Origin of the sequence: Colwellia sp. Bg11-12 (genome assembly GCF_014076955.1) — a bacterium.
Classification (GTDB): Bacteria; Pseudomonadota; Gammaproteobacteria; order Enterobacterales; family Alteromonadaceae; genus Colwellia_A.
This window is the reverse complement of record NZ_JACGUZ010000071.1, coordinates 561,888-573,692: the sequence shown is the minus strand read 5'-3', so window position 1 is coordinate 573,692 and position 11,805 is coordinate 561,888. Positions and strand designations below refer to the sequence as shown.

Annotated in this window: 14 protein-coding genes; 1 reads left to right on the top strand and 13 read right to left on the bottom strand. The window is 37.3% G+C overall.

All coding sequences use genetic code 11. The features are described from left to right. Positions 1-638: 638 nt before the first annotated feature. From fahA to ribE, 5 genes are all read right to left on the bottom strand, one after another. Complete coding sequence (fahA, locus tag H4J39_RS11560; RefSeq protein WP_182228403.1) at positions 639-1,961, bottom strand: fumarylacetoacetase; 1,323 nt, start codon at positions 1,959-1,961, stop codon at positions 639-641. A 292-nt stretch (positions 1,962-2,253) separates the two neighbouring features. Further along, positions 2,254-2,721 carry a phosphatidylglycerophosphatase A gene (locus tag H4J39_RS11555; RefSeq protein ID WP_182228401.1) on the bottom strand — a complete coding sequence of 156 codons (468 nt, stop codon included), beginning with the start codon at positions 2,719-2,721 and terminating at the stop codon, positions 2,254-2,256. A 15-nt stretch (positions 2,722-2,736) separates the two neighbouring features. Continuing rightward, on the bottom strand, positions 2,737-3,714 hold the full coding sequence (gene thiL / locus H4J39_RS11550; RefSeq protein WP_182228399.1) for a thiamine-phosphate kinase: 978 nt from the start codon (positions 3,712-3,714) through the stop codon (positions 2,737-2,739). Positions 3,715-3,753: 39 nt separating this feature from the next. Next, complete coding sequence (gene nusB / locus H4J39_RS11545; RefSeq protein WP_182176932.1) at positions 3,754-4,170, bottom strand: transcription antitermination factor NusB; 417 nt, start codon at positions 4,168-4,170, stop codon at positions 3,754-3,756. Between the two features lie 12 nt (positions 4,171-4,182). Beyond that, positions 4,183-4,647: a 6,7-dimethyl-8-ribityllumazine synthase gene (gene ribE / locus H4J39_RS11540; protein WP_182228397.1), complete on the bottom strand. Its 465-nt coding sequence runs from the start codon at positions 4,645-4,647 to the stop codon at positions 4,183-4,185. Between the two features lie 127 nt (positions 4,648-4,774). Here ribE and H4J39_RS11535 point away from each other — a divergent pair, with 127 nt between their 5' ends. Further along, a complete protein-coding gene (locus H4J39_RS11535; RefSeq protein ID WP_182228395.1) occupies positions 4,775-5,080 on the top strand; it encodes a DUF6170 family protein in 306 nt (101 codons plus the stop codon). 160 nt (positions 5,081-5,240) lie between these two features. Here H4J39_RS11535 and H4J39_RS11530 read toward each other — a convergent pair whose 3' ends face one another. From H4J39_RS11530 to H4J39_RS11495, 8 genes are all read right to left on the bottom strand, one after another. After that, positions 5,241-6,050: a VacJ family lipoprotein gene (locus tag H4J39_RS11530; protein ID WP_310649744.1), complete on the bottom strand. Its 810-nt coding sequence runs from the start codon at positions 6,048-6,050 to the stop codon at positions 5,241-5,243. 113 nt (positions 6,051-6,163) lie between these two features. Then, a complete protein-coding gene (locus H4J39_RS11525) occupies positions 6,164-6,526 on the bottom strand; it encodes a DUF2802 domain-containing protein (RefSeq protein WP_182228393.1) in 363 nt (120 codons plus the stop codon). Positions 6,527-6,721: 195 nt separating this feature from the next. Continuing rightward, positions 6,722-7,213: a chemotaxis protein CheW gene (locus tag H4J39_RS11520; protein WP_182228391.1), complete on the bottom strand. Its 492-nt coding sequence runs from the start codon at positions 7,211-7,213 to the stop codon at positions 6,722-6,724. A 91-nt stretch (positions 7,214-7,304) separates the two neighbouring features. Beyond that, positions 7,305-8,105, bottom strand: a complete 801-nt coding sequence (locus tag H4J39_RS11515) for a chemotaxis protein CheW (RefSeq protein WP_259368814.1) — start codon at positions 8,103-8,105, stop codon at positions 7,305-7,307. Positions 8,106-8,112: 7 nt separating this feature from the next. Beyond that, positions 8,113-8,886 carry a ParA family protein gene (locus tag H4J39_RS11510; RefSeq protein ID WP_182228389.1) on the bottom strand — a complete coding sequence of 258 codons (774 nt, stop codon included), beginning with the start codon at positions 8,884-8,886 and terminating at the stop codon, positions 8,113-8,115. A gap of 26 nt (positions 8,887-8,912) precedes the next feature. After that, entirely contained in the window at positions 8,913-9,890 is a 978-nt protein-coding gene (locus H4J39_RS11505) for a flagellar motor protein MotB (protein WP_182228387.1), read from the bottom strand. Next, complete coding sequence (locus H4J39_RS11500) at positions 9,887-10,633, bottom strand: flagellar motor protein (RefSeq protein ID WP_182228385.1); 747 nt, start codon at positions 10,631-10,633, stop codon at positions 9,887-9,889. The genes H4J39_RS11505 and H4J39_RS11500 overlap by 4 nt, the downstream gene beginning before the upstream one ends. After that, positions 10,626-11,786 (bottom strand): chemotaxis response regulator protein-glutamate methylesterase, encoded by a 1,161-nt coding sequence (locus tag H4J39_RS11495; protein WP_182228384.1) that lies wholly within the window; start codon positions 11,784-11,786, stop codon positions 10,626-10,628. The genes H4J39_RS11500 and H4J39_RS11495 overlap by 8 nt, the downstream gene beginning before the upstream one ends. Positions 11,787-11,805 lie beyond the last annotated feature (19 nt).

The window sequence follows — 11,805 nt, the reverse complement described above, 5'->3', positions numbered from 1 at the left end:
TATTTATATTTATATTTATATTTATTATATTTTTTGGGCTAGATATATGTGTGTTAAACATAGAGTCTAGCCTTTACTTTATAAAACAGCCAAAAAGTGTTTACAAGAGGGTAATAAATTGCCTAAAGAAAGAATATAAAGGTTATCCATTAAACTAGACTTTATTACGAAATAAAGTCTAGTTATTCATAAATAGCTTTTTACCATAGACGCCATACATGCTGGTAACTGTAGACTTATCAATCAAAAATTTATATCCGAAAACGTTCGTAACCATTAATTCCATAATAGAATTAAAAAGTACTGCTTATTCCAAACTAGCATAAAAATACTTTTTAAAAAGATTGGCTTGTTGTACTAAATCACACTTAAAGAACTAAAAGTTAACAGTAAAATTACATTGAATACAATATACAACGCGATTCGTCGTTAATTTTTAGCAACTCATCGCTTATTTGCTGAGATTTTACTATTATTTTTATATACAAGTAAGGTGGTAGGAAGAGACTTAACGTAGCAAAAAAATTCATCAAATTAAGATGAAAGATAGAAAGTGGATAAAAATGTTGAAATTTAGCCCTATAAATAAAAAGGCGCTGGCTATAAATAGCCAGCGCCTTCGATATTAATATTTAACATTAATTCGCTGGTAATATTACTGCTGATACTGCGCCAAAGCCAATGCGAGCTGCACCATCTTTTTTACACCAACCTTTCATTATTACGTTGTCGCCATCTTCAAGGAAAGTACGTTTTTCACCATTAGGTAAAGTAATAGGGTCAGCACCCGCATTTGAAAGCTCTAACATTGAACCAGCTTCTTCTGGATTGGGTCCAGACTGCGTTCCGCTACCAAACATATCACCGGCACGAAGGTTACAACCGTTAACCGTATGATGAGCAACCATTTGTGCAACTGTCCAGTAAGAGTCTTTAAAATTAGATTGTGACATCTCTACTGCTTCTTCACTTTTCTCACGCATGTTTTGTGTTTCAAGCAGTGCTTGTAACTGAATATCAAATGAACCTATTGCACGATTTTTTTCTGATTCAAGGTATGGCATAGGTTGAGGGTCTGACTCGACGCGAGTCCATGATGAACGATATGGAGCCAGTGCTTCTGTTGTTACAATCCAAGGAGATACCGTTGAAGCAAAGTTCTTTGACAAAAATGGCCCTAAAGGTTGGTATTCCCATCCTTGAATATCGCGAGCAGACCAATCATTAAATAAACATAAACCAAAAACATGGTCTTCAGCGTTATCAATAGAAATGGCATCACCGAGGTCGTTACCTTTTCCTATAAAAATACCCACTTCTAATTCGTAATCGAGACGTTTACAAGGCCCAAATGATGGTTCAGTTGCTGTTGGCGCTTTGGTTTGTCCGCAAGGACGCTTAAAGTCACGACCTGAAACATCAATTGAAGATGAACGACCATGGTAGCCAATAGGTACCCATTTGTAGTTAGGTAATAATGGATTGTCTGGACGAAACTTCAAACCCACAGACGTTGCATGGTGAATAGAAGTATAAAAATCAGTGTAGTCGCCAATATTACAAGGTAATGCATATTCAACATCAGCTTGAGCAATTAAACAGCCGGCTATTTTTTCTTGTAAAGCTGAGCCTTCTTTCAAAGCATTTGAAAGCGCTAAGCGTAAGGCACTCCATGTTGCTTTGCCCATTGCCATATAATCATTTAGCTGCGGTGCGCTACAAGCTTTAACAGCATCTTGAGCAAGGCCATCAAAAACATTAGTATGACCCAGAGCCGTCAAGTCTATAACTTGGTCACCGATAGCGACGCCACCACGAAATGACTCTTCGCTATTTGCTCGTTTGAAAACAGCAAAAGGTAAATTCTGAATAGGAAAATCGGTATCTGCTTGGTTAGCAGTAACAAGCCAGCTAGCTAGGGCTGGATTATGAGTTTCATTTAATAAGTGCTTAGTAGACATTGATTGAACAACTCCTGAAATTTAAGGCTTGCCTTGATAAAACGTCAAAATACGCTTTAAAATACAAGTAAGTATAGAAGATAACGATATAATATTGCGATATTATACCAGCGAGCACAGTAATTGGAATTAATGATAACATTGAGTTATTTTTTTGACGGTTAAGCTGTCAACAAATTGTTGCACCAAAAAGTTTACAGTCTTAGATGCTACCTAAAATAAAGGCTTTGATATGATTTTGTAGGTGGTGGTATTAAGTGAGCGATAGAAAAATATCAATATATATTTTTCGTTAAAAAATGAGATGCATACAAAATAATGCAGCCAAACCTGCAATAATGTCATCTACCATAATACCTAAACCGCCATGTAAGTTTTTATCGATATAGGAAATAGGCCAAGGTTTAAAAATATCAAAAATTCGAAACAAAATAAAGCCAACAACGATACTTTGCCATGACAGAGGCACCATAAACATAGTAATTAAAAAACCAACAATTTCATCCCAAACGATCGCACCATGATCGTGTACACCCGCGTCTTTTGCGGCTTTGCCACAAATATATATACCTGCAATACTCATGATAATAACAATAGTTAAGTAAGTACTCATTGATGTCGGTGCTAACAATAAATATAGAGGGATCGCAGCAAGCGTGCCATAAGTGCCTGGCGCTTTAGGCAATAAACCACTACCAAAACCTAAAGCAAGGAAATGGATTGGGTTTGCTAGACGAAAATTCTCAGTAGATTTGCTCATCAATGCTATCTTAAATTACTTGTTAGAAGGAGTGCCAGAGAAATGTTGGAAACTCTGCACATTAATATTAACCGTTTTTTTATTTAATGTGGTGGTAATTTTTCCTGAGCCATTCAGTTGGCCTATACAAGTAATTTTATTACCGGTATTCGCTAATGCGGTTTCCATACCTACTCGGTTATCTTCGGTAACGCTAAATAATAGCTCGTAATCATCACCACCTTCTAAAGCGATGTTATAGGCATTATCTATACCTACCGTTTCACTTAATGCCAAAGGAAGAGGTAAAGCATCGAGGACAATATTAGCCCCCACACCCGAAGCTTTACAAATATGACTAAGGTCTGCTATTAATCCATCAGATAAATCGATAGCTGATGTCGCGTACTTACGTAATGCTTGCCCTGCTAAGACCTGCGCTTTTGGGAAATCTAAACGCTTTTGTATTTCATCTTGGTATTTAGCCGCTACTTTCACTTTACCTTGAATATGTTGTAATGCGAGCGCCGCGCCGCCTATTTCACCTGTTACGTATAACCATTCTCCGGCTTTAGCACCCGACCGAGAAATATGCTGTTTAAAAGGAATTTGTCCTTGGGCTGTAACCGTAATACTCAGCGGCCCTTGTGTGGTATCACCACCAATGAGTTGTACATTATAAAATTCACAAAGGTCAAAAACACCTTTACAAAATTCACTCATCCAATTTTCATCAATTTCAGGAAGCGTTAAGGCTAAAGACACCCAACTCGGCTCTGCACCCATAGCGGCAAGATCAGATAAATTAACGGCTATTGATTTATGACCAATAGCACGAGCGGATGTATTCAAAGGAAAATGAACACCTGCAACTAATGTATCTGTTGTTACAGCAATATGCTGGCGTTCACCTGGGGTAACTAATGCACAATCGTCACCAATACCTAAATGAACATCTTTACGCTTTACTACTTGTTCAGTAAAATAACGACGAATGAGTTCAAATTCTTTCATAGAACAGCCAATCCTTTGCTTCTCGAATACAAGAATGAATTATTCTTCTGGACGAATAAGTTTAACCGCTTTATCAAGCACACCATTGACGAATTTATGACTATCGTCGGCAGCAAAAGATTTTGCTAATTCGATGGCTTCATTAATAACAACTCGGTATGGCACATCTTTACAGTCTTTCAATTCATAAATAGCAACACGTAATATTGCTTTCTCTACTGGGTCAACATCGTTTAAAGGACGATCAACATGAGGAGAAATAGCTTCATCGATAGAACCAACTGACTTGGTTACACCATGTAATAACTGTTGAAAATATGGAATATCAAAACGGCGTGCACTGTTATCAGTTAAGAAATTAACTTCGATATCAGTCACTGAGTTTTGGCTAAGCTGCCATGAGTAAATAGCTTGAACCGCTAACTCACGAGCTTTCCTTCTAGGAGATGGTTTCACAAAAGTACCCGCTTATATCTTATCTAAAACATTAACCATTTCTAAAGCACTTAAAGCCGCTTCTGCGCCTTTATTACCTGCTTTAAGTCCGGCACGATCTATCGCTTGTTCTACGGTATCGGTAGTAATAACACCAAAAGCAACAGGAATAGTATATTCCATTGAAACTTGCGCTAGGCCTTTGTTACATTCCCCAGCAACAAAATCAAAATGTGGCGTTCCACCACGAATAACAGCGCCAATAGCAATAATGCCATCGAATTGGCCTTTGCTTGCTATACGTTTCGCTGCTACGGGTAATTCATATGCGCCAGGGACACGAACAATCGTAATGTCGTTATCTGCAACATTGCCGTGGCGTTTAAGTGCATCGACAGCACCCTCTAATAAACTTTCAACTACAAAACTGTTAAAACGAGAAACAACTATGGCAAACTTTTTACCTGCTGCGTCAAAATTGGCTTCAATGACATTCATTTATAATTCACTCACAAAAAATTTGCGGCAATTCTACCAAACCCAGAGACAATTCGGTACTTGTTTGCTTAATTATTAACAAAAATACTGTAGAATGCCGCTATTATTCATTAAATATACGATACCTATGGCTTTTATATTTTCTACAAACAAAATCCCTGAACTCGAAAGCTATTCTCTACAGCAACGCCAGCAAATTTTAACATTGGCGGCACATAAATTGACGGCTCCTGAGAAATTTGTTTTGAACATTTTAAAATTAATTATGTTGGTGCCACCCTTTCTTTTTTTGGCGCAATTAGATGGGATATTATTCGTGGTATCGTTGTTTGGTGTTTTAGGTGTTTATTTTATTTTACTTCGCCCGATATCATTACTCTTTACACGTAAGTATCTCAGTGATGCAATAAAGCAATATAATAAATTAGCTTAAGTTAATTGTTTTTGTATTTAATTATTTAGCCTTTGACTCACCTTGCTAGCATTAACTATAACCACGCTTATATAGCAGTGCCAATACTGTAATTACCCAAATCAGTGAAGTTTAGCAAACACCAAACTTCACTTTATTTAAGTATACCGATATATATCGACTACTCTATATCACTCATCGCATCAAGTTCGTCTAAAAACGCATCAATTTCATCTTCACTTTCATCATCGATCACAATAGGCGGGTTGCCATCATAAACCTTAAACTCCATATTTTGAAAATAAGCATTTTTAACAAATTCATAAGGGTCAATTGAATCATTAATAATTTGTTCTTGGTCAGTTAGAGCAACACGTTGTTCGAGTCCAAGTACTGCTTGGCGAAGAAGGTTTGGCCAAAAATCAATAATGGCTAATGGCCAATAGTAGCGGTCAACGTAATCACCCACTTCTTCACGAACTGAACTTGGTCCGAGCCCAGGCACAACAATATAAGGTCCATCGCCTACTCCATAAGAGCCTAATACTTCTCCAAATTCTTCTTGTTCTCGAGTCCAATCGAAATCACTTGCAGGGTCAAAAAAACCAAACAAACCTATTGTAGAGTTAAGAACAAAACGTCCCGTACTTTTCCCCGCCTCGCTAAATTTTCCTTGCAGAAGATTATTAATAGCTGCTGATGGCTCATTCAAATTTAACGCAATATTATGAAGACCTGTTCTAAAGCCTGTCGGCATATACTCAACATAGACCTCTGATGCAGGTTTAAAAACATATTTGTCAGCATAGTCCCATGTAAAGGTCCAAAATGGACGGTTAATAGACTCTAATGGATCTTTAGGATCAGACGTATTAACACCATCGTTAGACGGTGTTGAAGAACAGGCAGAAATAAATAAAGCCAGAAGAATGATAACAATTTTTTTAGTTTGAAGGTTGAACAAATAAGAAAACATAGCGGCGACTTTCACTTAACGTCCTTGAGATGAAAAAAATAAAAATGCAGTTTACCATGGAGAAATGTAATGCAACATAAAAGGTTTAAATATTTACACTTAAAAATAAAGCACAGAACAAATAAAACTTAAGATGAGGATGTTTTATTTCTGTGAACAGAAATTAACATTTCAGCTTCAGCAAGCGGAATATCACATTCACGTACAACTTCTTCAATGTCAGCACCTAGTTCAACAAGTTTAAAGGCACGGGAATAAAGTTTATCTTGGGGTTGTTGATTTTGGAGTTGTTCTAATAAATGTTTTTGTAGCGCACTCTCTTGCTGGAGTGTTTTTATACGGTGTTCAAGCTGCTTACTAACTTGCTCGTTTTCTAGATAATAATTTTTAAGCTTATCTTCGACGTCAACAAACTGATTGTTTACTGTTTTTTGAGCTGATTGTAACTCGTTAATAAACAATTCTTGCGTTTCAATTTGTGTTTTTAGCATCTTATTTATTCGATAAAAATGAGATTTTTGACGATAAATAAACACGCTAAGCACTATAAAAAGCACAAAACATATAGATAAAATAATAAGTGGAGAGAGAATAAACATAAAATCTTCTTGAACAATTACAACTAAATAAAGCCTGAATTAGTCAGGCTTTATTTGTAGAGACCTATCCAACAGTTTTATAAATGGTTAAAACTGTTTAAGCTCATCCCATTCGTCGTCAGATAGTAGCTGATTTAGATCAACCAAAATAAGTAGTTCACCTTCTCTGTTTGAAACACCCTGAATGAATCGTGCACTGTCATCATTACCTACATTCGGTGCATCATCAATCTCTGAATTCTTTAAGTAAACCACTTCAGCAACGCTGTCTACTAAAATACCAATGACTTGTTTCTCAGCTTCAATAATGACAATACGAGTATTATCAGAAATATCAGCAGGTTTAAGACCAAAGCGTTGTCTTGTATCAATAACAGTAACAACATTACCTCGCAGATTAATGATACCTAATACATATGTAGGCGCTCCTGGCACTGGTGCAATTTCACTATAACGTAAAACTTCTTGCACTTGCATCACATTAATACCGTAGGTTTCACTGTCAAGTTTAAAGGTTACCCATTGCAACACTTTATCGTTGTCTACGTTTTCATTTGTATTACGTCTATCATCAGCCATACAGCCTGCCTCTTAAATATCTTATTGAAAATCAATCTGTTTGATTATTCGTCTAGTGTCCATAGTATAATACTATCTTGAGATCTAGCCATTAATCTTGGTTAATATTTGCGCCTGCGTCAAGTAAGTTAATTAAAGACTCCACATCAAGCAGTGCACACATACGTTCTTTGACTAACCCGGCTAACCAAGGTCGCTTGTTCGGTACATCTAACCATTTTACATCTTCTTGCTCTAACGTCACCGTATCTACTAAGGTTTCGGCTGATAATCCCCAATTACTATTACCAAGCATGACGATATATTGATAGTTTAGCGAATTTCTCAATGCTTCGTCACATTTTTCTGGCATTACCCATAAAGCCGTATTTACAACATTGATTTTTTCATCGCGGTGTAGCATTACACCCGTAAACCATTCAGGTTTACCCATCAAACTTGTTGTTTTGTCTTCGTTATGTATTCCACCTAACTCAATTAAAGGTACAGCGATAGTTAAACCTGCGACATTGAAGAACATCGCTTGAAAACTACCCTTACGATAATTTTTAGTTTGCTTAACAATTAAAGGCTGATCACTTTTTCTTGTTTTAAGGGGCTGTTCGACATTCAGCTGTTCTTTAACTTTTTCTTTGATTTTTTCTTTAGCAAGTGGCGGTGCTACTTTCGATATTTCATGACTTACTTTACTCTTAACCGTATGGATAGGTTCATCTGATGGGTCAGCAATATGTTCAGTAATATCAATTTTTTGAAGAAGCTTTTCTAACGGTTGATGTAATTTTTCTTTTACTGGCGTAATTGGCACTTCAGATTCTTGTTGTTCTTCAGTCAACAATTCTGATAAATAATTCTGCATAAGTTTTTTACTTGCAGCGAGTGATTTTGCCATGGGACGATTAACCTAATTTTTGCAGTTCTAATAAACTGCTTAATAATTTTTTATAAGCACTAACACCGCGTGTTAAAGGTGCATAATCTGACGGAACCTGCAGCGAATAGCTCGCATTTCTAAAATTAGTATCTACAGGTATTACACCGGCCCAAACACTGTCATCGTATAACTCTTGTAGTTTTCGGTAAGTCAGCAATGAAGCCTTAGTACGTTTATCAAACATCGTTGGTACTATAGTGTACTTAAATGGTTTATCTTGCTCTACCTGCATAATGTCCATTGTTTTCATCATGCGGTCTAAACCTTTTAAGGCTAAGAATTCAGTTTGTACCGGAACAATGATGCGCTGTGAAGCTGCTAAAGCATTCACCATGAGTACACCTAGAATCGGTGGACAGTCAATCAAAACATAATCATATTCACTGGCTATTTTTATCATGGCTTTTTTCAAAACCAAACCCATTCCACCTTTATTGCCCAAAGATCGGTCTAGCGTCGCTAAGCCCATTGTTGCAGGCAGTATATCGATATTCTCATATTTCGTTGGACATAAACTTTGCATTATTTGTTCTTTAGTTGACACTTGAACAAATAAATCATAAACACTTAATTCAAGATCTTCAGATTCAATGCCAAAATAATAGCTCAAAGAAGCATGTGGATCGGTGTCTACAAGCAAAACTTTATAACCCTGCTCAGCTAATAAGCCGCCTAAGGATATTGTTGTTGTGGTTTTACCAACACCACCTTTTTGATTTGCTACGGTCCATACTACCAAGTTTGTATCCTACTTATTTTGTTACGCTAATTATTGTTCTGCTGAGAAGATGACTTATCATCGTCTCGCGTAGTAATGCGAATACCACCGTTATCTAGTCGTATAATACGAATTTCGTTTTCCTCGTCATTAGCACTATCTATCTGTTTTATTGCCTCAACATCTTGAACACTGATGGTGGGTGTAGCAAGTAAATTTGACTTTTCTAACCCATACTTTGATATAGCTATAACAACGCGTCGATTTTGTGCTCGACCTTCGGCAGTTTTATTATCTTCACGTGGATAATATTGTCCGTAACCTTCAATTGCCATGCGAGCAGGGTCAAGGGTAAGGTCTTCAAGTACTCTTAAAATAGCTGTCGCCCGAGAAACTGACAATTCCCAATTCGATGAAAATATTTCAGTATTTATCGGTTGATTATCAGTATAGCCTCTCACACGAATAAAATTGCTTGAAGAACCAATAACATCATAAATAACAGCTAATACCGTAGTCGCATTGTTTGTTGCTGATGATGAACCACTAGGGAAAAGCATGTTGCTGTTTAATTCTATTTCTAACCAATCACCATCAATTTGTAATTGCGCAAAGCCCGACTCTATTAAATCGTATAGTGCTGTATGCAATTCTTTTTCTAGTGAGGTTAAATTAGTGCCAACTTCGCTGTCAGAAACATTTGAAAGCGTAATTTCACCATTAACGAGTTCAGGTCCGGCAACATCTAAAATGCCATTACCGTATAGGCGTTTATTCGTTTTTGAAGTATTAACATCAAGGATATCGTCGCCATGACCACGGTTCTTAGGTAAGGGTTCTGTTGCCTGAAAAACTTTGCCTATCGACTCCGTCGCCGTTTCAAAAGGCTCTTCATCAACCATTGCCATTGCATATAAAACGACAAATAACGCAAAAAGTAATGTCATATAGTCAGCATACGAAACAAGCCAACGATCGACATTATCATGTTCGACAAAATGCCGACGTTTTCTTAAGTGGTTCATTGCTCTAACCGAAAGGCCGACAACTTATTTTCAATGGCATGTGGGTTTTCAGCTAATGCAATAGAAATGAGGCCTTCAGCAATCATTTCTCGGTACATGGTTTGTTGATGGATAATCGCCTTTATTTTATTTGCAACGGGTAGGTAAATCAAATTGGCAAAACCAACACCATAAATTGTGGCAATAAAAGCCGTTGCAATACCTTGACCTAATAATGTTGGATCGGTGAGGTTGCTCATCGCATGAATCAAACCTAACACCGCACCTAAGATACCAATCGTTGGACTGTAACCGCCCATCGATTCAAAAACATGAGCCGAGCGTAAGTTATGTTCCCGATATAAATCTAAATCTAATTCTAATGAAACACGTAAGTTATCAACTTCAATACCATCAACTAATAAGTTAAGTGCTTTGTTTGTATAGAAGTCCTGTTCTTCCTCTGCAACATTTTCAAGAGATAAATAACCAGATTCTCGCGCTTTTTCTGACCAAGAGACTATGGAATCGATACCTTGATTAATATCATACTTGGGTGGATAGAATATCCATTTCAACAAAGACAACGCATGAAAAAACTGAGCTGATGATGACTGCAACATTACAGCGCCAAGCGTTCCACCAAAAACGATAATAAACGCAGGTAATTCAAATAATGCAGCAAGAGAACCACCATCAAGAATAAAGCCTAAATATATAGCCGTAATTGCAACAAAAAGCCCTGCTATTGTTAGCTTATCCATGATCAATTTCCTTGATAATACTTTGGCTCATGTCTTCTAATGCTAAGGATAAAACTGAAATACCGGCAACTTTTACAGCTTGTGGCATTCCATAAACAACACATGAAGCTTCGTCTTGAGCCCATATTGTTGCGCCTTTACCTTTTAACATTCGAGCCCCTTCCCTACCATCAGAGCCCATACCTGTTAAAATCACGCCAAGTACTGAGCCACCAAAAACTTTGGCTGCTGAGCCGAAACTTATATCAACACTTGGCTTAAAGGCTATTTTTTCTGAATTGTCGTCTATAATTTTTAATTTTGCCAATGTCGCCGTACCATCAATAATCATTTGACGGCCACCAGGCGCAAGATAAGCACAACCAGGTTTTAGAATATCTCCGTTCTCTGCTTCCTTTACGTTAATATTGCATAATGTATTTAGTCGGTTAGCAAAAGCAAAAGTAAAAGCAGCAGGCATGTGCTGTATTAAAATAATAGGTAGTGGAAAATTCTGCGGTAATTGCGTTAATATCTTTTGCAGAGCTATGGGTCCACCTGTTGATGTCCCTATAGCAAGTAACTGGTATTTTTTTCCTGAACTTCTTTTAACGCTCTGGTTGCGAATGCTTTCGCTGTGAGTGGTATCCACTTTTGTAGTACGAAGTGTATTTCTAGGCTGAGTTTCAAATTTACTTACGGGTTTAGCCACAGAGGAAGCCAAGGTGACACGTGAGGATTGCGCTTTGATTGCCAGTTTTCTTTTCAGCGAACCGTTCATCTTTGCTAACTCAACGACGCGCTGACGAAGTAGACTACCGGCGTCGTCTGATGTTTTAGCTATTTCACTGAACTTTTTCGGCAGAAAATCAAGAGCTCCAGCATCTAGAGCTTCTAACGTTGCATTAGCACCTTGATGTGTCAGCGATGAGAACATTAAGATTGATGTTGGCGCTTTTGCCATTATCTGTTTCACCGCTTCAATACCATTAAGCAATGGCATTTCTATATCCATTGTGATCACATCTGGTCTTAAAGACACTGCTTTTTCAACAGCATCTATACCATTTACAGCAACATCAATAACGGTAAGGTTCGGATCTTTATTTAAAATATCCGTAACGCGACGTCTAAAAAAACTCGAGTCATCAACAACCAACACCTTATAGGGCATTTATTCTCTCTTTTGTTTT

Bases quoted from the DNA above. Each gene is read 5' to 3' on its own strand.
- H4J39_RS11535 (WP_182228395.1), top strand. From the start codon at position 4,775: ATGGCTTTTATATTTTCTACAAACAAAATCCCTGAACTCGAAAGCTAT.
- H4J39_RS11555 (WP_182228401.1), bottom strand. From the start codon at position 2,721: ATGAGCAAATCTACTGAGAATTTTCGTCTAGCAAACCCAATCCATTTC.
- thiL (WP_182228399.1), bottom strand. From the start codon at position 3,714: ATGAAAGAATTTGAACTCATTCGTCGTTATTTTACTGAACAAGTAGTA.
- H4J39_RS11525 (WP_182228393.1), bottom strand. From the start codon at position 6,526: ATGCTAAAAACACAAATTGAAACGCAAGAATTGTTTATTAACGAGTTA.
- H4J39_RS11500 (WP_182228385.1), bottom strand. From the start codon at position 10,633: ATGGATAAGCTAACAATAGCAGGGCTTTTTGTTGCAATTACGGCTATA.
- H4J39_RS11495 (WP_182228384.1), bottom strand. From the start codon at position 11,786: ATGCCCTATAAGGTGTTGGTTGTTGATGACTCGAGTTTTTTTAGACGT.
- H4J39_RS11505 (WP_182228387.1), bottom strand. From the start codon at position 9,890: ATGAACCACTTAAGAAAACGTCGGCATTTTGTCGAACATGATAATGTC.
- H4J39_RS11520 (WP_182228391.1), bottom strand. From the start codon at position 7,213: ATGGCTGATGATAGACGTAATACAAATGAAAACGTAGACAACGATAAA.
- ribE (WP_182228397.1), bottom strand. From the start codon at position 4,647: ATGAATGTCATTGAAGCCAATTTTGACGCAGCAGGTAAAAAGTTTGCC.
- H4J39_RS11515 (WP_259368814.1), bottom strand. From the start codon at position 8,105: ATGGCAAAATCACTCGCTGCAAGTAAAAAACTTATGCAGAATTATTTA.
- fahA (WP_182228403.1), bottom strand. From the start codon at position 1,961: ATGTCTACTAAGCACTTATTAAATGAAACTCATAATCCAGCCCTAGCT.